Annotated in this window: 26 protein-coding genes and 2 tRNA genes; 19 read left to right on the top strand and 9 right to left on the bottom strand. The window is 35.1% G+C overall.

Going from position 1 to position 25731, the window contains the following annotated elements; genetic code table 11:
* Window positions 1-15: 15 nt before the first annotated feature.
* Window positions 16-876 (bottom strand): CheR family methyltransferase, encoded by an 861-nt coding sequence (locus tag QYZ68_RS02075; protein WP_301383929.1) that lies wholly within the window; start codon window positions 874-876, stop codon window positions 16-18.
* Between the two features lie 141 nt (window positions 877-1017).
* Between QYZ68_RS02075 and QYZ68_RS02070 the strand changes: the two genes are divergently transcribed.
* Complete coding sequence (locus QYZ68_RS02070; RefSeq protein WP_301383928.1) at window positions 1018-2043, top strand: peptidylprolyl isomerase; 1026 nt, start codon at window positions 1018-1020, stop codon at window positions 2041-2043.
* On the top strand, window positions 2043-2636 hold the full coding sequence (locus QYZ68_RS02065) for a diacylglycerol/polyprenol kinase family protein (protein WP_301383927.1): 594 nt from the start codon (window positions 2043-2045) through the stop codon (window positions 2634-2636). The genes QYZ68_RS02070 and QYZ68_RS02065 overlap by 1 nt, the downstream gene beginning before the upstream one ends.
* 9 nt (window positions 2637-2645) lie before the next feature.
* Here the strand turns inward: QYZ68_RS02065 and QYZ68_RS05915 are convergent, their stop codons facing one another.
* Genes QYZ68_RS05915 through QYZ68_RS02055 form a run of 3 tightly spaced genes read right to left on the bottom strand, consistent with a single transcriptional unit; the run spans window position 2646 to window position 4932 of the window.
* Complete coding sequence (locus tag QYZ68_RS05915; RefSeq protein WP_476390619.1) at window positions 2646-3416, bottom strand: hypothetical protein; 771 nt, start codon at window positions 3414-3416, stop codon at window positions 2646-2648.
* The gene (locus QYZ68_RS02060; protein ID WP_301383926.1) at window positions 3413-4294 is read right to left on the bottom strand and encodes a DNA/RNA non-specific endonuclease; all 882 of its coding nucleotides are present in this window, start codon (window positions 4292-4294) and stop codon (window positions 3413-3415) included. The genes QYZ68_RS05915 and QYZ68_RS02060 overlap by 4 nt, the downstream gene beginning before the upstream one ends.
* Entirely contained in the window at window positions 4291-4932 is a 642-nt protein-coding gene (locus QYZ68_RS02055; RefSeq protein ID WP_476390618.1) for a hypothetical protein, read from the bottom strand. The genes QYZ68_RS02060 and QYZ68_RS02055 overlap by 4 nt, the downstream gene beginning before the upstream one ends.
* A gap of 185 nt (window positions 4933-5117) precedes the next feature.
* Between QYZ68_RS02055 and QYZ68_RS02050 the strand changes: the two genes are divergently transcribed.
* Both QYZ68_RS02050 and manA read left to right on the top strand, forming a co-directional pair.
* Window positions 5118-6989 (top strand): fructose-specific PTS transporter subunit EIIC, encoded by a 1872-nt coding sequence (locus QYZ68_RS02050; RefSeq protein ID WP_301383924.1) that lies wholly within the window; start codon window positions 5118-5120, stop codon window positions 6987-6989.
* Window positions 6986-8101, top strand: a complete 1116-nt coding sequence (gene manA, locus QYZ68_RS02045; RefSeq protein WP_301383923.1) for a mannose-6-phosphate isomerase, class I — start codon at window positions 6986-6988, stop codon at window positions 8099-8101. The genes QYZ68_RS02050 and manA overlap by 4 nt, the downstream gene beginning before the upstream one ends.
* Window positions 8102-8142: 41 nt before the next feature.
* Here manA and QYZ68_RS02040 read toward each other — a convergent pair whose 3' ends face one another.
* Together QYZ68_RS02040 and QYZ68_RS02035 are read right to left on the bottom strand one after the other, a co-directional pair.
* Entirely contained in the window at window positions 8143-8865 is a 723-nt protein-coding gene (locus QYZ68_RS02040; RefSeq protein ID WP_301383922.1) for a DUF3996 domain-containing protein, read from the bottom strand.
* Window positions 8866-8875: 10 nt separating this feature from the next.
* Entirely contained in the window at window positions 8876-9487 is a 612-nt protein-coding gene (locus QYZ68_RS02035) for a DUF3996 domain-containing protein (protein WP_301383921.1), read from the bottom strand.
* 427 nt (window positions 9488-9914) lie between these two features.
* Here QYZ68_RS02035 and QYZ68_RS02030 point away from each other — a divergent pair, with 427 nt between their 5' ends.
* Window positions 9915-10592 (top strand): DUF2259 domain-containing protein, encoded by a 678-nt coding sequence (locus QYZ68_RS02030; RefSeq protein ID WP_301383920.1) that lies wholly within the window; start codon window positions 9915-9917, stop codon window positions 10590-10592.
* A 43-nt stretch (window positions 10593-10635) separates the two neighbouring features.
* Window positions 10636-12102 (top strand): proline--tRNA ligase, encoded by a 1467-nt coding sequence (proS, locus tag QYZ68_RS02025; protein ID WP_301384421.1) that lies wholly within the window; start codon window positions 10636-10638, stop codon window positions 12100-12102.
* A gap of 18 nt (window positions 12103-12120) precedes the next feature.
* Here proS and QYZ68_RS02020 read toward each other — a convergent pair whose 3' ends face one another.
* Entirely contained in the window at window positions 12121-13311 is a 1191-nt protein-coding gene (locus tag QYZ68_RS02020; RefSeq protein ID WP_301383919.1) for a dicarboxylate/amino acid:cation symporter, read from the bottom strand.
* Window positions 13312-13442: 131 nt separating this feature from the next.
* Here QYZ68_RS02020 and QYZ68_RS02015 point away from each other — a divergent pair, with 131 nt between their 5' ends.
* Entirely contained in the window at window positions 13443-14966 is a 1524-nt protein-coding gene (locus QYZ68_RS02015) for a hypothetical protein (protein WP_301383918.1), read from the top strand.
* Here the strand turns inward: QYZ68_RS02015 and QYZ68_RS02010 are convergent.
* Both QYZ68_RS02010 and QYZ68_RS02005 read right to left on the bottom strand, forming a co-directional pair.
* Entirely contained in the window at window positions 14963-15610 is a 648-nt protein-coding gene (locus QYZ68_RS02010) for an ankyrin repeat domain-containing protein (RefSeq protein WP_301383917.1), read from the bottom strand. The two genes, QYZ68_RS02015 and QYZ68_RS02010, sit on opposite strands and share 4 nt — an antisense overlap.
* A 26-nt stretch (window positions 15611-15636) precedes the next feature.
* The gene (locus QYZ68_RS02005; RefSeq protein WP_301383916.1) at window positions 15637-16881 is read right to left on the bottom strand and encodes an SH3 domain-containing protein; all 1245 of its coding nucleotides are present in this window, start codon (window positions 16879-16881) and stop codon (window positions 15637-15639) included.
* A gap of 99 nt (window positions 16882-16980) precedes the next feature.
* On the opposite strand from QYZ68_RS02005, the gene QYZ68_RS02000 reads away from it, so the two are divergent.
* The 12 genes from QYZ68_RS02000 (at window position 16981) to rpoB (ending at window position 25724) form a co-directional block, all read left to right on the top strand.
* Window positions 16981-18003 carry a tetratricopeptide repeat protein gene (locus QYZ68_RS02000; protein WP_301383915.1) on the top strand — a complete coding sequence of 341 codons (1023 nt, stop codon included), beginning with the start codon at window positions 16981-16983 and terminating at the stop codon, window positions 18001-18003.
* Window positions 18004-18014: 11 nt separating this feature from the next.
* The gene (locus QYZ68_RS01995) at window positions 18015-18860 is read left to right on the top strand and encodes a hypothetical protein (RefSeq protein WP_301383914.1); all 846 of its coding nucleotides are present in this window, start codon (window positions 18015-18017) and stop codon (window positions 18858-18860) included.
* 85 nt (window positions 18861-18945) lie between these two features.
* A tRNA-Thr gene (locus QYZ68_RS01990) sits at window positions 18946-19018 on the top strand.
* Between the two features lie 21 nt (window positions 19019-19039).
* Window positions 19040-19219 (top strand): 50S ribosomal protein L33, encoded by a 180-nt coding sequence (rpmG, locus tag QYZ68_RS01985; protein WP_301383913.1) that lies wholly within the window; start codon window positions 19040-19042, stop codon window positions 19217-19219.
* A 14-nt stretch (window positions 19220-19233) separates the two neighbouring features.
* Window positions 19234-19306 (top strand) — tRNA-Trp (locus tag QYZ68_RS01980).
* A 28-nt stretch (window positions 19307-19334) separates the two neighbouring features.
* Window positions 19335-19505, top strand: a complete 171-nt coding sequence (gene secE, locus QYZ68_RS01975; protein ID WP_301383912.1) for a preprotein translocase subunit SecE — start codon at window positions 19335-19337, stop codon at window positions 19503-19505.
* 8 nt (window positions 19506-19513) lie between these two features.
* Window positions 19514-20068, top strand: a complete 555-nt coding sequence (gene nusG, locus QYZ68_RS01970) for a transcription termination/antitermination protein NusG (protein WP_301383911.1) — start codon at window positions 19514-19516, stop codon at window positions 20066-20068.
* A gap of 49 nt (window positions 20069-20117) precedes the next feature.
* Complete coding sequence (gene rplK / locus QYZ68_RS01965) at window positions 20118-20552, top strand: 50S ribosomal protein L11 (protein WP_301383910.1); 435 nt, start codon at window positions 20118-20120, stop codon at window positions 20550-20552.
* Complete coding sequence (gene rplA, locus QYZ68_RS01960; protein ID WP_301383909.1) at window positions 20552-21226, top strand: 50S ribosomal protein L1; 675 nt, start codon at window positions 20552-20554, stop codon at window positions 21224-21226. Before rplK ends, rplA begins: the two co-directional genes overlap by 1 nt.
* A gap of 10 nt (window positions 21227-21236) precedes the next feature.
* Entirely contained in the window at window positions 21237-21728 is a 492-nt protein-coding gene (gene rplJ, locus QYZ68_RS01955) for a 50S ribosomal protein L10 (RefSeq protein WP_301383908.1), read from the top strand.
* 72 nt (window positions 21729-21800) lie between these two features.
* Window positions 21801-22172, top strand: coding sequence for a 50S ribosomal protein L7/L12 (rplL, locus tag QYZ68_RS01950; RefSeq protein ID WP_301383907.1), 372 nt, complete (start codon window positions 21801-21803; stop codon window positions 22170-22172).
* Between the two features lie 84 nt (window positions 22173-22256).
* Window positions 22257-25724, top strand: coding sequence for a DNA-directed RNA polymerase subunit beta (gene rpoB / locus QYZ68_RS01945; protein ID WP_301383906.1), 3468 nt, complete (start codon window positions 22257-22259; stop codon window positions 25722-25724).
* The last annotated feature ends 7 nt before the right edge of the window (window positions 25725-25731 follow it).

Below are 25731 nucleotides of genomic sequence, written 5' to 3'. Positions count from 1 at the left end.
CTCGTGTTGATCAAATTATAACCTATACTTGGGTTGGAATTGCAATTTTGCTTTTGGAGTACTTTGTGCGTCTTTTTCGTATATTATGGCCCAAGGTGTTTTTAAAAATTTAAAAGGAAGATCAAGGCCAAACAGCGATTCTGAGTGTCCAATAAACAAGTAACTCTTTAAGGACATAGAGGAGTAAAACTTTTTCAAAACTTGTATTTTAGATTTTTCATCGAAATATATGAGCACATTTCTGCAAAAAACGACATCAATATTTAAAAATCCACTTTCAAAATTCAAGTTATGATAATCAAAACGTATGTGTTTCTTAATATCAGACGTTACCCTGTATCCATCCATGTGTGGTGTTGTATATTTTTTGTATTTTATTGGAATGTGTTCACACTTTTGAGCAGAGTAGTAACCTTCTCTTGCTATCATCAGAGATTTTAGGCTTAAATCAGATGCGATGACAACAAAATCAAAGCTTTCCGGAAGATTAGATTTAAGAACAAATGCTAATGAATACGGTTCTTCTCCACTTGAACAACCAGCAGACCATACAACAATTTTTTTTTTGTTCTCCTTATTTTTAATTTTTACTAAATTTGGAACTATAAATCTTTCAAAGGTCTGAAAATGAGCTTCGTTTCTAAAAAATCGTGTTAGGTTTGTTGTCACAAGGTCCAAGAAATAATCCCTTTTAAGACTGTCAGAAAGAATTAAATCATATAACTGACTTGGCGTGTTAACATTTTCAAGCTCGTGCATAGCATCGTTAATACGACCCTTGAGTACAACCTTGTTCTTTTCATCAAAACGAATACCGCTATTTTCGTATACAAAACTGCAGAATTTTAGAAGCAGTTCATCGCTGACACTTAGCATTTAACTAGACCCAAACCTTATACCCTTTCCTATTAATCAAATATTACTTAATTATGATAAATTTCTAGTTAATTTTACAAATTTTATAAAATAATTATAGAATTGAAACTGGTAATTTTATTTAATATCGGGAGAAGGAAGATGTTTGTGAGGACGTGTTTATTTTATCTTTTGTTTATTTTATTTTTAATGAGTTGTATTAATAAAAAGGAAAGTGCAGTGGATGGTAATGGGATATTTGCATCAATTTATACAAATAAAGGCAATATAAAAATAGAGCTTTATTACAAAATTGCTCCTTTGACAGTTATGAATTTTATTGGTCTTAGTGAGGGCCTGATTAATAATTCTGTTACAAACGGTCCTTATTTTGAAAATATTATTTTCCATAGAGTAATTGATGGATTTGTTGTTCAAACAGGAGATCCTACAGGAACGGGTACTGGGGGACCAGGTTATTCTTTCCCAGATGAGCTGGGTAGGGGGTTGAGTCACAATTCAGAAGGAATTGTTTCTATGGCTAATTCAGGAGTTGATACCAATGGAAGTCAGTTTTTTATTACTCTCTCAGACAAGCTTTCTTATCTTGATTCTAAGCATTCAATTTTTGGCAAGGTGGTTTCAGGAATGGATACGGTTTATGGTATAAATCAGGGAGATAAAATAGAGAGAGTGGAAATTACTCGTGTTGGTGCTGAGGCTGAAGCCTTTAAGGTCAGTGATGAAGAATTTGTAAAGTTAAAGAAAAGTTATGAATCAAGTAGGATAGAAGAGGCTGAAAAATACATATCTTCCCAACTTGAAATGATTTATGAGAATTATAGAGATTACCAAAAGGATAGCAATGGCATTTTCTATAAGATTGATAGGCAAGGAAAGGGGAGGGGTATTAAAAAGGGCGATGTTTTAAGAGTAGACTATGAAGGATTTTTACTAAGTGGAGCAAAGTTTGACAGTTCAATTGAGAGAGGAGAGCCGATTAAGGTTGTGGTTGGTAGCGGGCAAGTAATTAGGGGTTGGGACATAATGCTGGAGGATATGCATGAAGGAGAGGAAAGGACGGTAATAATTCCACCAAGTTTTGCTTATGGGGATAAGGGTATTGGTGAGGTTATAAAACCAAATTCTTTTTTAAAATTTAATATTATTGTAAGGAAGATCAATTAATGTTTGGTCGAATTTTTTTTGAGGAAAATATCAAATATGAAATTTGTAGAAAATTTTTTCATATCTCTACTTTAATATTTTTGTTGTTTTATAAAATAAATTTTTGGTTAGGGTTAGCATCTAGTTTATTTTTTGTGATTATGTACCTAATTTCGGAAATGTGTAGACTCATGAAAATAAACTTACCCTTGCTGCGATATATATCAGGAATCATGCTAAAGACCAGAGAAATGTCTTCTTGTAAAATAGCGCTCTCGCCCATATTTTTAGTAGTGAGTATATTTTTCACATATTATCTTATACCGGAGCCTTTTAATCATATTGGAATATTTTCAGCCTGTCTTGGTGATGGGCTTGCAAGTCTTTTTGGAAAGATAGTTCCTTCTTTTAAACTTGTAAACAATAAGACATTTTCTGGTAGTGTTGTTATTTTTTTAGTCTCTTTTATTGTCTGTTATTGTTTCTTCCCAGATTTGATATTAGCATCTGTTGTTGCATTGGGAGCTGTTATTGTTGAACTTTTCGATTTTAAAAAATATGACAACTTATTTCTGCCTGTGGGTGTGTCAATAATATCTCTTGTTGTGTGCTGAAATTAAAGTTCATAACCAATAGAAGAAAAGCTTTCCGGATTCTTTTAAGTACATTGATGCTCCTATCGAGATTGGAATGCAAGAATAAGGGGTTTCAATAAATTTTAAGTATATCCCTATTACTATTAAAGATATTGATATAAATAGGAGGAGATAGCTGGAGGTTTTTTTTCTTAAAAATGCTACTAAAAAATTCGCTGATGTAAGTATTAGGAGCAAATTAACATAAAATTTGTGATTTTCTGTTCCCAAAAGAGAACCATTCATATTGGTATGCTCATATGCGTTAATGGGAGCTAGAGAGACATAGATAATTGAAAAAGTGAAAATTAAATATATGGTGTAGGTGATTGATTTTATTTGAAAATCGCATATATGTAGGCTTAGAAAAAATAAATTGAGCAACGAAAATACGGTTATTAAATGGTAAATTTTCATGTAGTAGTAAAATCCTAAATTTAGTTCATGATTTAAAAAGTAATACTTAAGAATTGAGAGAGGTTCGAATGTGTATAAGCAGATGAAGCAATAAAAGAATACAAATTGTATATTGTTTGTTCTTTTATAGTTAATGTATGTCCAAACGGAACCTACTATTCCGATACTGAAGATGAAAAAATTGTTAATCAGGGTTGGTAAATTTCTGTTGTAACTCTTTACAAGATAAGTATAAAAGTCTACTTTAAAGTTTACAAAATACATCAATGTTGATATTACGGCTATTCCTAATGCAAAAATTGTGAATAAGAAGATATTAAATCTAATAAAGGCTATTTTCATCTAAACTTCCAACGATATGGATCTTTTTTCATTTTAATCACTTCTTTAACACCAGAATCAAGTTCTGCAAAAAAGTCTATACTGGTTTTCTCTTCAATTGAATAAACACTCACAACATAATTTCTTAAATTCAAGTCACTAGCCTTTTCATTTGGGATAATGAAGGAGACTATATCGTAAGAATCATCACTGTTCAATGATAGCACTATTTTGTAAAAATTTTTCGGTACCAAGACCTTATTTTTCCCAATGAATCCCTTATTTTCTGTTAGAATACCAGCACTAATAATGTAAACTTTCCCCTTTAAAAGGGTCCATTCTCTGACTAATTTTTCAAGTTTTAGCCAAATTCCAGAATTAAATTCTCTTGTTTGAGGAGATATGTTTGATAAAAAATAGGTATCCTTCATTGCGTCCTCAGAAAAAGACATGTCGGCAGAACTTACAATATGTCCTCTGTCATACCCGCTCTTAAGGTAATCAGTTAACTTTGGATTAATCCCTTTAATGTCTTTATCTTCAAAAAATTTATTAATTCTTTTTATCTTTTTCTCCTTTAGTAATGTTAAAGCCAGTTCGACCATTTCTCTTTTTAAATAATAAGCCACCCATTCTGCCTGTCTTGCACTCTCTGCATACCCTAAAGAATAATATTTTTTATTTAGCACTTGAGTAGTAAGGGCTCCCCTAGGTAAGAGTTTCTTCCCTTCTAGCCTAATTGCACTTTGAGGACTCTGAATTTTATCTTTAAATGTTTCTATGTAAGCAGAAGCTATTTCTTTAACGTTCTTTAAAATTTTGGGATTTTGATGAAGGAATAAAAAGCCTAATAAAATTAATATGTAGAAACATAATAGAAACCTTAATATTTGTCTCATGATTTTATCTCCGTATTTCCAAAATTGTATCTAAGTCCAAAATCAAAAGAAATGTTGAATGTATCAAGAAATAAAAAGTCAAATCTTGAATATAGGCTCAGGTGGGATATAGAGTTTTTAGTGGAAAATTCAAAGAATGTGTATGGCTCTACTACATATGGCATTTTTCCATAGAATTTAAAGTCGCCTATAAAGTTTGTTGAAAGGTAAAATCTTCCCCCAACGCCAAAGGTCAATGAAAAATATTCTGTTTTGCTTGCTAAATTTGCAATATGCCAATTGACCCCCGTGCCAATATAAGAGCTTGAATACTTAAATTTTCTTGATAAGTTATAGTCTTCATTAATTGTAATCATAACCACAGCTAGAAAATCAAAATGATTAGTTGCAAACATGTAATAGGGTCTAAATATTAAATGGTTTATTTTAGAATTTATGAAAAACCCAGTTCCAAGCCCTATTCCTGTTGAATAAGTAAATCCTCTCTCTACGGAGAAAAAGTTGTACTCATTTTTATTTGATGGTTCCTCTAAGGGTAAGCTTTTTTCATTATTTATCTCATCTTTTTGTTGTTCTGCATTTAAAAATGGGAACATAAAACATAGCAAGAAAAAACGAAGTTTTAGTATTTTTTTCATAGTTAAATTAGCTTCAATAATATAAAATAAATTAGAAACAAAAAAGTAAGTTCAAGTGGAAGGCAGATTAATAGATTTAACTTTAAAATAATTGTAACATATTTTTATTAATTTTTAATAAAAAAAATCAAGGTTTAATTTTATACCGCAATACGATTAGGCTGGCGGCTAGGAGGTTTGAGGATATGTTTTTAGATTTTTTGAAGAAAGAGCTTGTTTTTATATCTACGGAAATAAAATCTAAAGAAGATGCCATTAAGTTTTTAGTAGACAAAGTAAGTGAAGAGGGTTATACAAGTAATAGAGATGAATTCCTTCAGGGTATTCTTGATAGAGAAAATATTGGAGACACATCTTGGGAGAACGGTGTTGCTATTCCTCATTTTGTAGGAGAGTCTGTTAAGACAAGTTTTATTTCGTTCCTTTACGTAAAGGGAGATGGCATACAGTGGTCCGATGATAATCCTCCCATTAATTTAATATTTTTAATTTGTATGTCTAAAGGCCAACAGGGTAATGACCATATCAAGTCAATAGCTTTCATAGCTCAATTATTTGAGAATGATGATTTTAAAGATATTTTGAAAAACGCAAATAATCCTGATGAGATTTATTCTTACATAGAGAATATTGAAAAATCTTCTACAGCCGATACTGTGACTTATTCTGGGACAAAAAAAATAGTGGCTGTGTCTGCTTGTCCTGTAGGTATTGCACACACATATATTGCTGCCAAGAAGATTGAAAATGAGGCTAGGAAACAAGGTTATGGGATTAAAGTTGAGACTCAGGGTTCTATTGGGATTGAGAATGCCTTAACTGAAGAGGATATTAAGGATGCTGATGTTGTAATACTTGCTGTTGATAAGGACGTTAATGAAGAGAGATTTGATGGAAAGAGGGTTTATAAGGTTTCAACTGCAAAGGCTATAAATAACATAGAGTGTATTATTAAAGAGGCGTTTAATGCTTCAATATTTAATTGTAAGAGTGTAAAACCTTCTTTAAGAGATGCAACCAAAAAGCCCAATGCTAGTTTTTATAAATACTTAATGAGTGGGGTTTCTCCTATGATTCCGATTGTTGCAAGCGGTGGTATTTTGATTGCCCTTGGAATATCATTGGCAGGAATTGGTTCTGATGGTCCAAATTTCGCAGATTATCCTTTTTATAAGACGATTACGGATATTGGTGCTGTTGCTTTTGGAATGATGTTGCCAATACTTGCTGGGTTTATTGCTATGGCAATTGCCGATAGGCCAGGTCTTGCACCGGGTCTTGTGGGGGGAGTTCTTGCCAGGGATGTTGGATCAGGATTTTTAGGCGCAATACTTGCCGGATTTATTGCAGGTTTTGTTGCTAGATGGATAGCGCAGAGAAAAGTGCCTGAATGGATAAGACCTGTCATGCCTATTTTTGTTATTCCTTTAATAAGCACTGTTATTATTGGATTATTCATGCTCTATGTCGGGGCTTATATTGCACAATTTATGACATTGCTTGAGAGTGGACTGAAATCGTTACAGAGTAACTCAGAGGCTTATGGTATTTTGGGTAAAGTTCTCCTTGGTTTAATACTCGGTTCTATGGTTTCTGTTGATATGGGAGGTCCTTTTAACAAAGTTGCATTCCTTTTTGGTGTTGGTATGATTCCTCAAGTCCCACAAATAATGGGTATGGTAGCTTCAGCTATTCCTGTTCCTCCCATGGCTATGGGGCTTGCTACTTTGATTATGCCTAGGTTATTTGAGGAAGAGGAGAGAGAGTCTGGGAAGATATCATTCTTAATTTCCTTTATTGGAATTAGCGAGGGCGCTATTCCATTCGCTGCTAGTGACCCTGCGAGAGTGATACCGTCAATAGTGGCTGGGGGGGCTGTTGCAAGCATTGTTGCAGCGTTTTTGGGTGTTGCAGATCATGCACCACACGGAGGGCCCATAGTGCTTCCTGTGGTTGATAATAAATTAGGGTTTATTATTGCAATGGCTGCTGGAGTTGCGGTTGCAACAATTTTGGTAATTTTATTAAAATCTTTGAAATCTAGGGAATCTAAATGAGAATAGACAATATATTTTTGATGAAAAATGAGATTAAGGAGTATGATTGGGGTGGAGTTAGCTTCATTCCTTCTCTTTTAGGGCAAAAGCAAGATGGACAGCCTAAAGCTGAGATGTGGCTTGGAGCACATAAGACATTTTCTAGTAAAGTGTTGATTGACGGTCAATATGTCCCTCTTTATGATTTTTTAGAACACCATGGGGAGCTTTTGGGAAAGGGAAATGAATTATCTTTTCTATTTAAGGTTCTCTCAGCCTTAAAGCCTTTGTCAATTCAAATACATCCTTCAAAAGAAATTGCCCTGGAGGGCTTTAAACTCGAAAATGATAGGGGAATAAGTATTAATGATCCTAGGAGAGTTTATAAGGATGAAAATCCTAAAATAGAACTTGTATATGCGTTAAGTGATTTTTATGCTCTTAAAGGATTTTTGCCCCTCATTGAGATTAAAAATATATGTAAAAATTTAAAGTTAAATTTTAGTTTTTCAAATCATAAGGAATTTGTAAGTAATATATTCGATTTACAAGAGTGTGAGATTGAAGATGCTATTGGAAGAGTGAAAGAAAATTTGAATTTTTTAGAAAAAGATAGAGCTTATTGGTTTAATGAGATTTATAAAATTTATGGAGCAGACGTTGGTCTTTTGGTATTTTTAGGAATGCGTATTTTTAAATTAAAGCCGGGAGAGGTGCTCTATACAGAGAGTCAGGAGGTGCATGCTTATCTTAAAGGGGAATGTCTTGAGCTCATGACTAATTCTGATAATGTAATAAGGGCGGGACTTACTACTAAATATATTGATAAAACTGAAATGCTTAAGGTAGGTAAGTTTGAGGAAGGAAAGTTTTCACTGCTCAGAGAGGAAGATATTGACAAATTTAAGGTTTTTAGACTTCCAAATACTAATTTGATGCTGCTTCACAGAGAGATTAGTGAAGAAATTTGTTTCAATAGAGAGAGTGCAATGGTCTTGTTAGTCATGGATGGGCAACTTCAGATAAATGATCACTTTTTTCTTAAGAAGGGGGATAGCATGTTTGTGGGGGTATGTGATGAAAGTCTACTGATCCGTGGAAACGGGAAAATCTTTATCGCACTTTCTGCCTAAATGCGTTATAATCTATTCTAATGGATTCTTGTCGTTTTTATTTATATTGTGAACTTAATAAATCCGACTGCAAAGAATCTAAATCTAATACCTTCGTATACTATTTTTGGCTTTGTCAGTAGTATGGTTGGGCCAAATGAGGGATAAACCTTAAGTCCCAGTGATAAATTTTTAGCGAATTTGTATTCCATTACTATAGGAAGCCTGGTTACTGTACCTATTCTTTCATAAGTAGTAAAGGCTTTACCTCCGGGGGGCACTAGATCTACTTTAGACCAGTCTGCTCCAATACCGAACCCCCCCCCCACAATTACTGTGGGCCCTATTTCTTTTTTAAAGACCAAGTCGATGCCAAACAAGATATAATTTTGAAAATTTCCAGGCTTAAAGCCAACAAAGCTACCATATCCTAGATCTATGTCTACATAGGGCATCGAAAATAAAATGTTTCCTACGGGGCTTCCAGTTCCTGCACCTAAAGCAAGCGAGTCATACACAGTTTTTTCCTTATGTACGGCAGGTCCTGCTATGGGGATTTTAGGCTTATTAGGTGGGAGAGGAGGGGTGGGTCTGGATTTCGGTTTTGGAGGAGTAGGCTTAGGCTTCGGAGTAACTTTTTTGTTATCATTTGTAATACAAGTGGTTCCATCATTCTCTGAGTTGCACTTAATTTTAAAGGCTTCATTGTTGGATTTAGAAAAAGCAAAGCAGTGTAAGTTAAACGTCAGCAATAAAATGAATATCCTTTGAGTATTTCCTCTCATTAACTCTCCTTCACATGTATATTTTTAGGTATCCCACACCGAAAAATCCAAATCTCATTCCCTCCAGCGACATATAATCCAGCAGCATTATCCCCCCAAGCGTAGCCACAGCCTTAAACCCTATTACGATATTTTTTAAGAAACTGTACTCTAGTGAAATAGGAAGCCTGAGGACAATACCTAGTCTGTTTTTAGCTGTAGCCTGTGGAAGATCCTTTCCGCCATCCTCATCCTCATCTTCATCCTGTTCTGGTTTTTCTGCAGAAGGCGGGGTGGTAGGCTTTTCTTGAGACCAATCTACACCCACTCCAAAGCCACCACCCATTATAGTATTCTGATAAAGTTCTTCTTTAAACATAATGTCAAGCCCACCAATAATGTAGGGTGTGAAATTATTAGGGTGCAGGCCATTAAAGCCCCCATATCCAAACTCTATATCCAAATACGGAACGGAAATTGTGACATTCGTAATAGGATTCCCAATTCCAAAACCCATCCCAAATAGGCTATTCAAATTTTCCTTTTCTCTTAGCACATTATCAAGATTTAATGGATCAACTTGTTGAGCAGTAGATGCGTGGGTCAGTAACAGAAATACAGCCAATTTCAATAGTATTTTCATAAATTCTCCTCTAACTTATATCTAAACAAGCACGTACAATTGCCAGAATTGCATTCTATAAAGTATAAGATATAAAGCAGATTACTGGTAGATAATGCGGCTATGAACACCCCTGTCAAACACCCCTTTAGCCTCAAAGTACTTTCAACACAAAAGGACCCACTATAGTCTTTAGACATAAAACCAGGCCGATCCCTCAGTATTTGCGAATCATCATCAAGCATTCCAGAATAAGAGACACCCTCCCCACAAAAAAAGCCCTCCTCACATCTTTCTAAAAAGCCCATCGTAAAACGCAAGCACAACTTCCTGGCTTATAAGACAAATTTTAGAGCAAAGATTCATATTAAAAACATATTTGACATATTTTTAATATAGAGATAAATTTAATTGAGGATTCTTATCCAGAGGGTTTGTTAAAGAATTTATGCTGATGCGTTTTTTTTCTTTGTATCTCATTCTTCATTCTTCGTTGTGCTCTGCTGAAGATGTTTTTTTTAAGAATCTGGGTTTCTCTGATGATGGGTCTTGCTTCATGTTTGGTGAGTATAGTCTTGAAGAGAGGGGGTATTATTCTAGGGTTTATTTTGTAGATGTTTGCAAAAATAATTTTATGAGGCCTGGGGTGTATACCAGGGTTTTTAATGAATACATAGATTATGTTGACACCGCTGAGAAGAGTCTTTATGAGCTCTTGAAGATAGTAGATTACAGAGTCAAAGGCTTTAACATAAATCACCTGAACAAGGGTAGAAACATTTATCTTTATGTTCAAGATGGAGATCCTAAAGTCGATTCTCTAGATTTTGTTGATTTTTTAACAGGGAATAGATATCAGGTTTCGATTAATAAATCATTTAAGGATTCTCCTAAATCTTCTGCTTTTACTATTTCCTTCTCTGTTGAGGATGACGATATTCTTGTTAGAGACATAAGAGGCATTGGAAGAGAAAATTATTATAGGAAAGATGTGATTGACTATAAAATAAGACAGATTTTTTTGTTTCCTAAAGAAGATGGCATTGTTTTTGTGGTGGAAAAAATTGTGTTGGATCCTTCTGGGGCTAAATATGGACGTTTTATGGTTGAGGTTCATAAGTATTAAGTTTGTGTGGTAGATTTTTTAAGTTTTTATCAAGGACTGGATGATGGGTAGTTTTATTACTCCAAGAGAAAAGGATTATTCTAGGTGGTACTTAGATATAGTGCAAGAGGCAAAACTTGTTGACTATAGTCCTGTTAAGGGGTGTATGGTTATCATGCCTTATGGGTATGCTATTTGGGAGAGAATCAAAAGCGTTCTTGATAATAAGTTTAAAGAAACGGGGCATGAGAATGCATATTTTCCATTACTTATTCCTTATGAATTTTTAGAGAGGGAGCAGGAGCATGTTGAAGGATTTTCACCGGAGCTTGCTGTTGTAACAACTGCTGGTGGAGAAACATTAAGCGAACCTTTGGTGCTAAGACCCACATCTGAGACAATCATTTGGAATATGTACAGTAGGTGGATAAAATCTTACAGAGATTTGCCTGTCAAGATTAATCAATGGGCAAATATTATTCGTTGGGAAAAAAGAACGAGACCGTTTTTGCGAACGACTGAGTTTTTGTGGCAAGAGGGGCATACTGCCCATGAAACTGCAGAGGAAGCGGAGAGTGAGACTTTGTTCATTTTAAATCTTTATAAGCAGTTTGTTGAGGATTATTTAGCTATTCCCGTATTTCATGGAAAGAAGACAGAAAGAGAAAAATTTGCGGGTGCTGTTTGTACGCATACTATTGAGGCGTTAATGCAGGATAAAAAAGCCTTGCAGGCCGGGACATCTCATTATCTGGGTTTAAACTTTGCGAAGGCTTTCGATGTTAAATTTCAAAATAAAAAAGGGGAGATGGAGTATGTTTCAGCTACTAGTTGGGGAGTTTCAACCAGACTAATTGGTGCTCTGATTATGGTTCATTCCGATGATAAGGGTTTGGTGTTGCCACCCAAAATAGCGCCTATTGAACTCATTATTGTTCCTATCTTTAAAAGAGATGATGAACTAAATAAAAGGATTCTTGAATATTCAACTACTGTCTTTAATAAATTGAAGACAGAAAAATTTAGGGTTGAGATTGATAAAGATATGAAGAATTCTGTAGGATTTAGGTTTTCTTCTGCGGAACTTAAAGGAATTCCAATACGCATTGAAATAGGATCTAATGATATTCTTATGGACTGTGTTACCATCGCAAGAAGAGATAAAGATAAGAGCTCTAAGTATCAGATATCGGTTAAGGATTTGTCATCCAAAATTAGAGATGAGCTTGAAAGTATGCAGTGTGATTTATTTAATAAAGCTTTGGAGTTTAGAGATTCGAACACTAAAGAGATCGTTGGAGAGTTTGAGGGAAGCTACAATACTTTCAAAACTTACATTGATAATCATTTGGGATTTGTGATTTCTTCATGGTGTGGTAGTGAAGTATGCGAGGAGAGTATTAAGGACGATACAAAGGCCACAATAAGGTGCATTCCTGAAGATTTAAAAAATAGAACCTTGGATAACTTAATTTGCATTTATTGTGGGGCAGAAGCCAAGCATTTCGTTTTATTCGCAAAATCTTACTAATGTTTTGTCTTTCAGTGTCTAGGTCTCTTTTAATTCGTTAAAGGTTATTATGTGCATTATTGCAACGTTGAATGTGAAATCAATCATTAAAGCTAGGGATATTAGTATCGGTAGTATTGGGGTTATGCTGGAGTAACTAAGTTCAATTCCTTTTGTGTAAGTAGAACATAGCATTGTAATCACGTAAATCAAACTATTTGGTATATGTGGAAATGCAAAAACAAATAGGAAGGACAGTGCACTCATGTAGCCTATTTCGTAAATTGATATGGGTAAGCTAGAATAGGATTTTAAGATGATAAAGAATGAGATTGTTGAGATAAAAATTGTTCCGAATTTAGAAATAAAGTTAATTATGGGGATGTTCGTGATTATTGATTTTTTTACGTTTATTCTCTCGTTTTTGATGTCTTCTAGTAGCACGGAATAAGGAGCATAGGCGTCCATTGTTAATCCCGCAAATATTATGTTTTGAAATGAAATTAAGACACTCTTGTATGCCAATCTAAGGTTTTTGGTTAATTTATAACTGATCATTGGAATTATTATTAAGATAATGATAAAAGTCCACGAAGAAAAAAATAGTATGCTGTCTATGTAGTATTGATAATCTTTAAAATTTCTTAAGTTGTTGGTATAAGATGCTGTGATGAAAATGATTCCAAAATTTAATATGTTAACCACTATTCCGTTTGCATTGTAAAAAAGGTTTGAAGTGCTTAAGATAAGTTCTCTAGCAATTCTTCCCTTTTGTTTTGCATAGTAAAAACTAGCACCGATTATTATTGAAATAACGTAAATACTTAAAAGGTTTGGATTATTGTTTGTGAGTATTGTAAAAATGTTTTTGGGAAAAAATGTCTCAAGAAATTCCGATTTATCAAACACGTATAAATTTTTAACATTTTTATCTAGGATTGGAATTCTTTGTGGGATATATATCGTTGCAACTGCAATTGCCATGATGACCCCCATAGCGTTGATTAAAATTCCATAATAAATTGTTTTTCCAAATAGTTTTTTAAATTTTTTATTTTCGATAATATTTTCTATTCCTAGTGGAATAGAGAATATTAAAAAAGGAATTAATGAAAAGTAAGCAAGTCTTATAAAGACGTGCGATAGGATGTCATAGGCACCAGAGGGGAAGAAAAGTCCTATAAGTACTCCAATAAATACGGCTAGAAAAAATTTCACTTTCGTGTTCATAATCTATTCCTTTGAGGTTTTAAAAAATGAATTTTACAGTATAACAATCTTACTAAATTTTTTGGTAAATATAAACTTTGGCATTACTATTTGTTATTGAATGGAAAGCAGGTCGGTTTTTGGGAGGGTTCTTGTATAGGTATCCAGAGTTAGTTAATACGGATTTGGATCTGAGACTGCCTGAAATTAGTGCTTTAGAAGAGCACGATAAAGGGTTTTTTACTGATGATTATTATAAGAATCTTATCTTAAGCGATAAAGAGATTGGCTCAAGGCTTCACGGATTGTTGTTAGGTTATTTAGATCCAAAGTCAGCAGAAAAAGGCGATAGGGTAACTAAGTATAAACAGATAATTAGTGTTTATTGGGAGTTTTTAAGATCAATTGCTGGAAATATTCTAAATTTGACTCAAGAGCAGAAAGTTTTATTTAGATTCGCAGCTCTACTGCCAAGTGCTCTTGGGGGCGAACTTAGGTCTTTGATTTCAAAAACTGTTTGGGATAATAATTATGACGAACCGTTTATTTATTTTGATGAATGGGTTTATGGCGTTAATGGATTAAAGCTTAGGAAGCTTGCTGTGGATGAGCCGGTGGGGAGCATCAGAAATAAAGATGTAAGAAGAATACTGATTGACAAACAAGAGCGACTTTTGTCTGATATTGATTTTGCAAAAAGTGGGATTAAGAGGAGTGAGATTGCAAGAGATGAGGCCGTTAGCAAGTTAAAGAGCATGTTTGAATTTTTATTCCTCGATACAGTGCCATCCGAGATGTTTATGGCTGATCTTGGAGTAAGCGGGTTTTATTCTGATGATGTTTTAAAGCCTCTAAAGTCTGCTTCTGCCTATATTGATAGTCTTATTAAGACCAGTAGTGAAATTGTATCTTTAGTTAACCAAATTGAGGAAGCGAATAAGAAGCTTGGTGAGATTAAGGATAAAATGCAAGATCTTGATGTTTCTGGTACATCTACCATTGCAGTGGAGGAAGTGGGGTCTTTAATGGAAGCCAATAAGCTTACTATTGGGCCTAGGGGGAATCATTTTCCGATATTGCTTAAAAGTAATGTAGTAGCAAATCCTAATTTTTTTGGTAGTAGAGAAAGGGTTATTCAACTTGTTAGAGAGATTGAGAGTATTCAACCTAAAATTTTTCATAAAAATTACAGAGGGGATTTTTTAAGGATAGTTCCTTATTTTATCTTAATGCCGTCTTATGGTGAGAGAGGGATTTGTTGGGAGCCTGTTGATGTTAAAAATCGAGCCAAAGGACGCGGTAAAATGTTGGTTCCTATGTATCCTAAAGATTTGAAAAAGGCTGTTATTTTAGGTGTTGGAGATTTTTTATGGGAACTTGCCAAGGAGCAGGCATCGGTTAGGTGGATGGAAACGGGAATAACTGGCCAATACTACGAATACTATTCCAAATTTATTAAAAAAGGCAATGTTAAGGATTTTTTCTTAAATGATTATCTTTTATGGATAGATAAAGAAAGTAAGGGTGTACAGAAGGTAGAGAAAATGGTTCGAGGTGTGATGTGGAGAAATGCACCTTTCCCAAAGGACTTAAAAGAACAGCTAGCTAGGAAGTCTTTTGTGTACAAAGATCTTCTTGATAAGGATAAAAATATCGAAAAATCGGATGGGTATTAATTAATCTGAATTTTTTTGAAAATGTTTCTTGTATTTTTGAGGTTCTTAATTTCTTTTTTGTAAGAGTCTGTTACGTAGGTGTTGCTTTTAAGTAGTAGCTCGATTAATTTGGTGTTCTCAACCTCTACTGCGGCTTGCATAGGGGTTTTTCCGCTCTTGAGCGTGAAGCTTAAATCGGCTCCTTTTTCTTTTAAGAAGTTAAATATTTCTTCGTTATTTAAGTATATTGCCCAAAAGATTGGCGGATGCTCTGTTTCGTCTATTTTGTTAATGTTTATTCCGTAGTCTATTAATATTTTCGTAGTCTTTAAATCATTATTAATTATTGAAATTGATAGTGGGGATATTTTGTATTGATAATTTATTTCTGCTCCAATAGTTAGAGCGATCATAGTGCCTTCTATATTTTTAAAATATACGGATGTGATTAAGAAATCGTTTTTTATTGTTCGAAGATATTTTAGAACGGAATCTTTATTTAAGTTTATTGATGATACGAAACTGTCTAGTGTTTCTTTTCTAGTTGCATAATCTTGATTTGAGGGATGATGGAGTGTTTTTGCTAATGATTGTATTATTGCCGCATTTCCATTTGCACTTAAGTGTACAACAATCTGCGTCAGTAATATGAGTGCCGTTAACATTGACTTTAACCTTTAACAAACTTGAGTTAAGTAGAACGAATTCCGCTGAACAGTACCATTGCAATTTTATCCTTATCGTCAACTATTACGTCATCCTCAACATTACTAGAGTTCACGAATATGAGTTGTAAAGCATGCTTCGTGTAGTCTAGCAGACAAAAAAATTCCTTATTCTCATCAGAAATAAGCTTGATGGCATTTTTGTATGAGATTTGTAAATTTGGAGTGAATCCTGTTATTTTAAACTTACCAGAACTTGGTAAGTTGTTTAATTTTGAATTCATTTTCCAAATGAAAGTCCCGTCTGTTTTAAATTCGATATTTCCATATGTCTCATTTCTTAATATTTCATAAGATGTTAGTCTTTGTATTAGGTTTTTATTTTGTATTTCTACTTCAAGCATTATTTTTTCAATAGTTTGTTCAATAATAACAAATCTTGTTTCAAGATTGTGTTCTTTAACTTTTATGTATGAGTTGTAATAATTTGAAGACTCTTTTTCTAGGAGAATAAAATCTTTATCAGAGCTGCTGGATCTGAATAGAAACCCATTTGGTTTAACGGAATCAACAATATCAAATTTGAAAATTAAGTTTAATTCAGGTACATTTACCTTTATTTCGTTTTGAGAAGTAAAAAATAGCCCATGGTCTTTCCTAAGTAGGTCAGTGTTGTAAGTATGATTGGCAATCATCTTTTCATAGTAGAGTGGTCTTAAATATTTAACATTCTTAAATGTGTTTATTATGTCGTTTTGCAAGGATTGATCTAGCGAATTTGTGATTATTTTACCCGTAATATTATCAAAAATTTCGAGTGCATAGTCGAAGACGTAACCCTTATAACCATCTTTTGTCAAAATATATACCCATCTACCTTGAAGAGAGCCCGCTTTAGTTTCTTCTCCAATGCTTATTATCTTCAAGATAGAGTCCTTTGGAATTCTGTATATTATGTTATCTTTGTAGTGATCAGGAGATTCTCTTAAGGGTAGAGTGTCTTTTTTGCTTATGGCATACTTGGTTAAATATGGGTTAATGCTTAATCTAAAATTTTCTGCTTCTTCTTTTGTTTTAAATTCTTGTATTGTAAATTTATGTACCACAAATCTTGTGTCGTTATACTTTATTGTTATTGTGTCTTTGTTTTGACTGTTATTTTCTATTTGTACAAGAGCCCCGTTTGGAAGCTTTTCTCTATTTCCTGAATCCAGGACGACACCATATTTCTTGGGGTTGTTAAAACAGCACAAAAAAAATATAAAAAACACGATATAGATCGATTCTTTGTTCACATTCAAATTTTTGGTGCATTCATTGGACCTAGAGCATACTTTGTTGTGCATAGCTTTCATTATATAATAAAGGCAATGAGATTATTAATTCAATTATTTGGGTTGGTTTTGGTTTTAAGTGCTTGTAGGGTTAAGCAGGGAGAAGTTCAAAATCTTGTAAGTCTTTTGGAAGAGTTAAGTAGGAATGGGCTGGATAGGTTTCTCATTGTTGACAGGATAGTGAATATTTATATCAAAAGTAAGGATTATGAAAGAGCTTTGATGATTGTAAATCAAGGGATTGCTAATGACGAGAGCAGGGAATATTATCCTTTATATTTTTATTTGATGGGGAATATCTATGCCGCGATGAAAGAAGATTTAGTGGCTTTTACCTATTACAGGTATGTTGTTGACAACTTTGATGATTATGTTTACGAGAATAGTTCCATAAGGGTGAAAATTGCTAAAAAGGTAGTTGCTTTAAATATTGAGCCTGGTAACAAAATTCATTGTTATAAATTATTGCTTAATAGTGATGTTGATAGCATTGGGGAAGAAGATAAGAGTAGTTATTACTACAATCTTGCTCTAGATTTGGAGAGTGTGCAGGAATACGACGAGGCATACTTTTACTATAAAAGATTGCTTTCGATGCCAAGGTCAAGCTTGAAGATGGACTTAAGAGATTATTCTAATGTTAGCTCTAAGGTTAGTTATTATAATAATCCGGAGTTTGTGGTTTATAGAAATTTGAGTGATTTAATTCAAGATGTTAAGCAGTACATTTATTCTGGGAATACGGCGAAGCTGTTAAGTATAAGGGATAAACATAACTTCTTTATACAGAGTTGGGATCAGAAGGGGGGGCGAGGTAATTCGATTAATACAAATAGTTTTTTAACAACGATGATTAAACTTGGAAGCAGGCGGAAAAATGGGATACAGTTTGCGAATAGTTTTGAGGCTGATTCTAGCGATGGTATCTCCTATCTTGAGTCTACTGGTTGGGAGCATATATGGGAGTGGTATTTTGTCTTTAAAAAGATTTCTTATCCAAAAGATCCAGAAATTAATAATGGGTGGGCTTGGATAGGGGTTTATTTGGGTAAAAAATAGGGAGATTTGATGTGAGTTTGCTTAACATCCTTTTTAGATTTTTTCTTTTGCTTTACTCTAGCGCTTCCTTGATAAAGGATGATACATCTGGAGCTAGTGTGGAGAGGCTGATTGATTGGAAGAAGAAGGTTGTTTATTTCGATATCAGTAAAACGGTAAACGAGGACAAATTTGGTAGGGTTGGTCTGAGTTCTACTTCCAGTTTAATTTTGGGCATCAATGATTTTAAAGACTCTTTAATAAGGAAGTCTCTTTTTGAAATGGTCATTGATTCTGATAATACTTTCAAGGATTATTTTAATTCAGATCCTCGTTTAATACTTTATTTTTCAGGATTTGACAGCATTTTAAAAAGGGGTTACATCAAGTATTCAGAGGACTTAAGAAGTATTACTGTTAGATATGAGCTTTATCTTTTTCCTGATTTCATTAATTTGTTCTTATCTCATGATAAGCCTTACAGGGCTTTTTATCCATTGATGAATACCAATACTGAGCAACCTTATACTGGTATTGTTGTTTATGCGGGGGAAGAATATGAATCTTCTTCGGGGTTTGTTAGATTAAGAGATTCTTTTTTTATCAAGATTTATGATGAGAATATTAGGCTTTATTTTGATAAGACAATGGTTGAGCCAGATGCGTTAAGGAGATGGGGGATGCTTGAGTATACGGATGATATTTCTTATAGGAACGAAGATAGAATTGGAGAATATCCTTTAAAGTTGGTTGCTAGAGGAGTTTATGGCAAGAATGGTTCAGACATAATACTTGATGAATTTTCTATCAGTAAGCTGTTTTCAAACGAGAATAATATTAACCTTTTAAGAGAGGGTAGGCTCGTTATCATAAGGTGAGATGTTAAAAACATAATTTGAATACTTGTCTTTTTTGATATAATCAATTAACATGTTACAAGGGTTTGTTGTAGGGGGAAGCGATGCCCTTATAGCTCAGTTGGTAGAGCACCACCATGGTAAGGTGGGGGTCGTCGGTTCAAGTCCGATTGGGGGCTTTTTGTACGAGGGGTTTTGTTATGGGTAAAAAGAAGGGGAAAGGTGCCGTTGATCTTGTGGCTTTGGTATGTGAAGAAACGGGTATTAGAAATTATACAACCACTAAAAATAGACGTAATAAACAAGAGAAGTTGGAGTTGATGAAATATTGTCCGGCGCTCAGGAAACATACTCTTCATAAAGAGGGGAAAATAAAGTAGACGGATGGACTCATAGGTCAGTAGTTCTAATGGTAGAACGGCGGTCTCCAAAACCGCATGTTGGGGGTTCGAATCCCTCCTGACCTGTTGTCTTGAATTGTTGAAGGGGCTTTTGGTGTTTAAATTTATTAAGGGAAGTATATTAGAGCTTAAGAAGGTGACGTGGCCTAGATACGTTGAGGTAGTAGGAAGTGGGAAGCAGATCTTTTGGCTGGTTTTTTTTATTTCAATGTTTTTAGGTGTAGTGGATTATGTTATGTATCTTGCTATATCTTATGTGTTTTAAGGAAAATTATGTCTAGGGCTTGGTATGTATTGCAGACTTTTTCTCAGTATGAAAAGAAGATAGAACAGGCGATAAAGCTTTTAGTAAGCGAAGGTGCTTTGGGCGGTGAAGTTTTGGATGTTAGGGCCCCTATAGAGAAAATAGAAGAATTCAAAAATGGAAAGAAGAGAGTTAGGGAGAGGAAGATTTGGCCGGGGTATATTTTGGTTGAATTAGATCTTCCTGAAGTGGGTTGGAAGGATACTGTGGCTAATCTTATCAAGATACCGGGCGTTGTGAGCTTTGTGGGTACTGGTAAGGAGCAAAAGCCTCTTCCTATTAGTGATGAGGAGGTTAAGAGCGTGTTTATGCTTACCGGAGAGATTAAAGCTGATAAATCTATTTTTGTACTTTATGATTTTGAAGAAGGTGAGAGGGTTAGAATTAAGGGGGGGCCTTTTGATTCTTTTGAAGGTGCTATTGGGTCTATCGATTATGAGAAAAAGAAGTTAAAGGTTGCGGTTCAAATTTTTGGAAGGTCGACTCCTGTTGAGGTCGATTTTCAGCACATAGAGAAAATTTAATAATTGAAATGGGAGCTTTTAAGAGCGTTATTACCATAAGGAGTTGTTTGTGTCTAAGAAAAAGAGAGAAGTTGCTTGGGTGAAGTTGCAGGTTCCTGCTGCTCAGGCTGCTCCGGGGGCTAAAATAGGGCAAGCCCTTGGGCCTCATGGCGTGAGTGGTCCTCAGTTTGTTAAGGAGTTCAATGAAAGGACAGCTAAAATGGAGCCGGGTATTGTTGTTCCTGTTATTATTACCATTTATAGCGATAAAAGTTTTTCGTTCGTTGTAAAAACTCCTCCTGCTTCTGTTTTGATTAAGAAGGCTGTTGGAATTGAAGTTGGGTCTAAGAAATCAAATACGGACAGAGTTGGGACCATATCTAGGGAGAAGGTGTCAGAAATTGCTAGAGTTAAAATGCCTGATTTGAATGCAAAGACAGAAGTAGCAGCGTTTAAAATTATTGCGGGGAGTGCTCGTTCAATGGGCGTTGAGGTGGAGAAATAATGGCTAAAGTAGGTAAAAAATATATTCGAGCTTTGTCTAGAATAGATGGACTTAAGTCTTACAGCATAGATGATGCGATATCTTTGGTGAAGGAAATTAAGTTTGCTAAGTTCGATGAAACTATTGATATTTCTATTAATCTTAATTTGAAAAAGAACCATTCAGTTAGGGATACGGTGATTTTGCCAAATCAGTTTATGAGAGAGAAGAGAATACTTGTGTTTGCGAAGGGAGATAAAGCTGAAGAAGCTAGGGAATCTGGTGCTGCTTATGTGGGGGATGATGATCTTCTTAATAAGATTAAGGGTGGCTTCGATGAATTTGATGTTGTTGTGGCAACTCCTGATATGATGAAGGATGTGGGTAAGCTGGGGCCTATTTTGGGCAAAAGGGGTTTGATGCCAAATCCTAGGACGCAAACGGTTACAAATGATGTACGGGGTGCAATTGCTAGCCTTAAGAAGGGGCGTGCGGAGTATAGGGCAAATAAAAATGGTGTGATAAATTTTTCTATTGGTAAATCTTCTATGGATAGTAAGAAGATAAGAGAGAACTGTGATGAGTTTATTAGGGAATTACTTAAGAAGCGACCTAGTGATTTAAAGGGTACTTTTGTGAATAGTGTTTATATTTCATCTACTATGGGGCCTTCTATGAAGATTGATTTTGTTTAGGAGTTGGTTTATGAATGCAAAAATAAATTCTAGAAAGATAAAAATGTTCGATTTATTTAGAAGTTTTCTGGATGGTAAGGATAATATTTTTTTTCTAGATTACAGGGGTCTAACAGTAGCGGAGCTTACTAAGCTTAGGAATAGAGTGGAGGATGAGAAGGGTGCTTTAAAAGTTGTGAAAAATAATATAATGAAGCGGGTATTGAAGGAAAATGAGATAAATGGGTTAGATTCTTATCTTTTAGGCCCAACAGCTGTTGTGACTGCTGTTGGTGAGGCTAATGTGGTTGTAAAAATTTTTTACGAATTTGTTAGGGGGGGGAGCTCTTTAAAGGTTAAGGGGGGGATTGTTTCGGGTGAGGTTTATGATGAAGTTAGGCTTAATGAGTATGGTAAACTTCCCACTAAGAAGGAAGCTATTTCTTTGTTTGTAGGTGTACTTAAGGCCCCTATTTCAAAGCTTGTAAGAACATTGAAGGCTTTGTCTGATGTTAAAGTTTAATTAAGGCAGTGTTAGTCTTAATTGAGTGCATGCTATCACTGTTTACAATAGAATAAAAGGAGTAAAGTTAATATGTCACTAAGTAAGGAAGATATTCTAAAATGGCTTGAGGGAGCTAAAACGGTTGAGGTCGTTGACCTTATAGCAGCTATCGAGGAAAAGTTTGGAGTTACGGCGGCTGCTGTTGCTGTTGCTGCTGGTCCTGGTGTTGCTGGCGGTGGTGTTGAGGAACAAACAGAATTTGATGTGGTTCTTGTGTCTTTTGGGGATAGTAAGATTAATATAATTAAGGAAGTAAGAGCTATTACCGGCCTTGGGCTTGGGGAGGCTAAAACTTTGGTTGAGGCTGCTCCCAAGGCGATTAAGGAAGGTGTTTCGAAGGTGGATGCTGAGGAGATAAAGAAAAAGTTAGAATCAGTTGGTGCAAAAGTTGAAATTAAATAAAGCGGTAAGGGTGTGGAAAGTTTGTTATTCTACATTCTGGTTGAGTAGTGTGTGCTTTATTGTGTCTTTAAAAGGAGTCTTTTAATGATAAAAAGAGTTCATCTGGGACAAGGCAAGGCAGAAGAAATTTTGGACTTGCCTAATCTAATAGAAATACAATTGAATTCTTATGAAAAATTTTTGCAACTTGGGAGATTAAAAAAAGGGGAGCCCTTGCTTAATGAAGGGCTTGAATCTGTTTTTAGAAACGTTTTTCCTATAAAAAGTAGCAATGGCGAAGTAGCTCTTGAGTATGAAAGATATTACATTGAAGATGATTCTATTAGTTTTACTGAGAAAGAGTGTAAAAGGAAGGGACAGAGTTATGAGGCTGTCCTGAAGATAAGGCTAAATTTGCAGTTCTTAACAACAGGAGAAATAAGACAGAAAGATGTTTATATGGGTACTATTCCTTTAATGACTAATAGGGGGACTTTTGTTGTAAATGGTGCTGAGCGTGTAATTGTATCTCAGATTCATAGGTCTCCGGGAGTTGTTTTTTATAAGGAAAAGGACTTGTATTTTGCTCGCATTATTCCTTATCGGGGTTCTTGGTTGGAGTTTGAGATCGATTCGAAAAAAGACTATCTTTACGTTAAGATAGACAGGAAAAAGAGGATACTTGTTACTCTTTTCTTAAGGGCGTTGGGGCTTGATACTCGAGAAAAAATAATCGATACTTTTTATCACATTAGAAAAATTGAGGTAAATGAAAATACTAAGAGAGAGATTGCAGGGCAATATTTAGCCGTAAGCATTAACATAAAAGAAAATATGATTTATCGGGCAGGGGATAAGATAACTTTGCAGGATATTGAGGATTTTTTACAAAATGGAATAAGGGAGATAAAGCTTATTGATTTTGATGGCTATGATAGTGTTCCTGGAAGACATTTCATTAGTTCTGCTATTATTTTGAATTGTTTTGAGAGAGAAGATGCTTACTTTTCTTTAAGGGATGGCCTTAAGGAGCTTTCAAAAGAATCGGTGATGCTTGCTGTTTATAATGTACTTCTGCCTGGAGAGCCAATATCGGTTGATAGTGCTGAGAATGATTTAAAGACAGTATTCTTTTCGGAGAAGAGGTATGACCTTGGTCATGTGGGGAGGTATAAGCTTTCTAAAAAATTTGGACTTGATGATTTGACAACTTCGGTTCTTACTATGACAGATATTGTAAACACTGTATCTCATCTTTTAAGAATATATGATGGGCATGATACTCTTGATGACATTGATCATCTTGGTAATAGAAGGGTTCGTTCCGTTGGAGAGCTGCTTACAAATATATATAAGGGAGCAATGGCTAGGGTCGAGAAAATTGCAAAGGATAGAATGTCTAACAAAGAGGTGTTTAATCTTAAGCCTCAGGAATTAATAAGCGTCAAGCCTATTGTTTCTGCTGTTAAAGAGTTTTTTGCAACTAGTCAGCTTTCGCAATTTATGGATCAGGTTAACCCTTTGGCTGAATTGACGCATAAGAGGCGTCTTAATGCTTTAGGGCCGGGAGGACTTTCAAGAGATCGTGCGGGCTTTGAAGTTAGGGATGTGCATTATACGCATTACGGAAGGATGTGTCCAATTGAGACACCTGAGGGACCTAATATTGGTCTTATTGTTTCTCTGGCTACTTATTCTAGGGTAAATGATTATGGATTCTTGGAAACTCCTTATAGAAAAGTAGTAAATGGTAAGGTTACTCGTGAGATAGAGTATCTATCTGCGATTGATGAGGAGAAGAAAAGTATTGCACAGGCAAATGCCAATGTTGATGCTGATGGTAACTATGTTGGGGATTTAATTTCTGTTAGGGTTTCTGGTGATTATACTACAATGGTGCCTAAGGATATAGATTATATGGATGTTTCCCCTAGGCAGTTAATTTCTGTTTCTTCTGCGTTAATACCTTTTCTTGAGCACAATGATGCTAACCGTGCCCTTATGGGTTCCAATATGCAACGGCAGGCGGTTCCTTTGTTATTTCCGCAGCCTCCTATTGTTGGTACTGGTATGGAGAGAGTGGTTGCTAGGTATTCTGGTGTTGTTATTAGGGCAAGGAGATCTGGTACGGTTGTGGTGGCAACAAATAGGAAAATAGTTATAAAGGCTAAAGAAGGTGCCGATGGTACTGATTTAGATGAATATTATCTTTCTAAATATGAGAGGACAAACCAGGACACTTCTTTCAATCAGTCAGTTTTAGTTAAAGAGGGTCAGGAAGTTAGTGAGGGGGAGATAATTGCGGATGGCCCTGCTACCAGATACGGTGAGCTTGCTCTTGGGAATAATTTGTTGGTTGGCTTTATTCCTTGGAATGGATTTAATTATGAGGACGCTATATTGATCTCTGAGAGAATCGTGAAGGAGGATCTTTATACTTCAGTTCACATTAAAGAGTTTAGTATTGAGGTTAGGGAAACCAAACTTGGTCCTGAGAAAATTACGGCAGATATCCCTAACGTAGGCGCAAAGATATTGAGTAAACTAGACGAGAATGGGATTGTAGTTATAGGAACTTATGTAAAGCCAGGTGATATTTTGGTTGGTAAGGTTACTCCAAAGTCGGAGGGAGATATTACTCCTGAGTTTAAGCTTTTAACGTCCATTTTTGGAGAAAAAGCAAAAGATGTTAAGAATAATTCTTTAAAAGTTCCACATGGAACCGAAGGTACTGTAATTGATGTACATCGGATTACTAAGGATGATGTTGGAAACCTTCCTCCTGGGGTTGATGAAATATTGAAGGTTTATATTGCTAAGAAGCGAAAACTTAAGGAAGGTGATAAAATGGCGGGGAGGCATGGGAATAAGGGAGTAGTTGCAAAAATTCTTCCGGTTGAAGATATGCCGTATCTTTCTGATGGAACACCTCTTGATATATGCTTAAACCCTTTAGGGGTTCCTTCCCGTATGAATATTGGACAGTTGATGGAATCTCAGCTTGGGCTTGCTGGGAAATATCTTGGTGAATATTACGATATTCCTGTTTTTGAATCTGCTACGAACGAGCAAATTCAGGAAAATTTAAAGAGAGCCGGGTTTAATGAGACATCGAAGGAAGTATTATATGATGGATATACTGGAGAGCCATTTGAAAATGAGGTGATGGTTGGGGCTATATACATGCTTAAGCTTCATCACCTTGTTGATGATAAGATGCATGCAAGATCTACAGGGCCTTATTCTCTTGTTTCTCAACAGCCCCTTGGAGGTAAGGCGCAGTTTGGGGGTCAGAGACTTGGGGAGATGGAGGTTTGGGCACTTGAAGCTTATGGGGCTGCACATACTCTGCAAGAATTGTTAACGGTGAAGTCTGATGATATGTCAGGTAGGGTTAAGATTTATGAGAATATTGTTAAGGGTATTCCTACTAATGTATCTGGCATTCCTGAATCTTTTAATGTTTTGATGCAGGAGTTAAGAGGGCTTGGGTTTGATTTGTCAATTTATGATGATAAGGGAGATCAAGTTCCTTTAACGGAGAAGGAAGAGGAATTGATTAATAAAACTTAGGTTTTGA

The sequence above is a fragment of the Borrelia sp. P9F1 genome (assembly GCF_030436115.1).
Lineage (GTDB): Bacteria > Spirochaetota > Spirochaetia > Borreliales > Borreliaceae > Borrelia.
This window is presented reverse-complemented; position numbering and strand designations above follow the sequence as displayed.

What these genes read in the sequence shown, in the direction of transcription:
- nusG (WP_301383911.1), top strand. Translation starts at nt 19,514, where the DNA reads ATGTCTAGGGCTTGGTATGTATTGCAGACTTTTTCTCAGTATGAAAAG.
- QYZ68_RS02060 (WP_301383926.1), bottom strand. Translation starts at nt 4,294, where the DNA reads ATGAGACAAATATTAAGGTTTCTATTATGTTTCTACATATTAATTTTA.
- rplJ (WP_301383908.1), top strand. Translation starts at nt 21,237, where the DNA reads ATGAATGCAAAAATAAATTCTAGAAAGATAAAAATGTTCGATTTATTT.
- QYZ68_RS02050 (WP_301383924.1), top strand. Translation starts at nt 5,118, where the DNA reads ATGTTTTTAGATTTTTTGAAGAAAGAGCTTGTTTTTATATCTACGGAA.
- rpmG (WP_301383913.1), top strand. Translation starts at nt 19,040, where the DNA reads ATGGGTAAAAAGAAGGGGAAAGGTGCCGTTGATCTTGTGGCTTTGGTA.
- QYZ68_RS05915 (WP_476390619.1), bottom strand. Translation starts at nt 3,416, where the DNA reads ATGAAAATAGCCTTTATTAGATTTAATATCTTCTTATTCACAATTTTT.
- QYZ68_RS02055 (WP_476390618.1), bottom strand. Translation starts at nt 4,932, where the DNA reads ATGAAAAAAATACTAAAACTTCGTTTTTTCTTGCTATGTTTTATGTTC.
- QYZ68_RS02065 (WP_301383927.1), top strand. Translation starts at nt 2,043, where the DNA reads ATGTTTGGTCGAATTTTTTTTGAGGAAAATATCAAATATGAAATTTGT.
- QYZ68_RS02020 (WP_301383919.1), bottom strand. Translation starts at nt 13,311, where the DNA reads ATGAACACGAAAGTGAAATTTTTTCTAGCCGTATTTATTGGAGTACTT.
- proS (WP_301384421.1), top strand. Translation starts at nt 10,636, where the DNA reads ATGGGTAGTTTTATTACTCCAAGAGAAAAGGATTATTCTAGGTGGTAC.
- QYZ68_RS02035 (WP_301383921.1), bottom strand. Translation starts at nt 9,487, where the DNA reads ATGAAAATACTATTGAAATTGGCTGTATTTCTGTTACTGACCCACGCA.
- rpoB (WP_301383906.1), top strand. Translation starts at nt 22,257, where the DNA reads ATGATAAAAAGAGTTCATCTGGGACAAGGCAAGGCAGAAGAAATTTTG.
- QYZ68_RS02010 (WP_301383917.1), bottom strand. Translation starts at nt 15,610, where the DNA reads ATGTTAACGGCACTCATATTACTGACGCAGATTGTTGTACACTTAAGT.
- QYZ68_RS02000 (WP_301383915.1), top strand. Translation starts at nt 16,981, where the DNA reads ATGAGATTATTAATTCAATTATTTGGGTTGGTTTTGGTTTTAAGTGCT.
- manA (WP_301383923.1), top strand. Translation starts at nt 6,986, where the DNA reads ATGAGAATAGACAATATATTTTTGATGAAAAATGAGATTAAGGAGTAT.
- rplL (WP_301383907.1), top strand. Translation starts at nt 21,801, where the DNA reads ATGTCACTAAGTAAGGAAGATATTCTAAAATGGCTTGAGGGAGCTAAA.
- rplA (WP_301383909.1), top strand. Translation starts at nt 20,552, where the DNA reads ATGGCTAAAGTAGGTAAAAAATATATTCGAGCTTTGTCTAGAATAGAT.
- QYZ68_RS02075 (WP_301383929.1), bottom strand. Translation starts at nt 876, where the DNA reads ATGCTAAGTGTCAGCGATGAACTGCTTCTAAAATTCTGCAGTTTTGTA.
- QYZ68_RS02030 (WP_301383920.1), top strand. Translation starts at nt 9,915, where the DNA reads ATGCTGATGCGTTTTTTTTCTTTGTATCTCATTCTTCATTCTTCGTTG.
- QYZ68_RS02040 (WP_301383922.1), bottom strand. Translation starts at nt 8,865, where the DNA reads ATGAGAGGAAATACTCAAAGGATATTCATTTTATTGCTGACGTTTAAC.
- QYZ68_RS02070 (WP_301383928.1), top strand. Translation starts at nt 1,018, where the DNA reads ATGTTTGTGAGGACGTGTTTATTTTATCTTTTGTTTATTTTATTTTTA.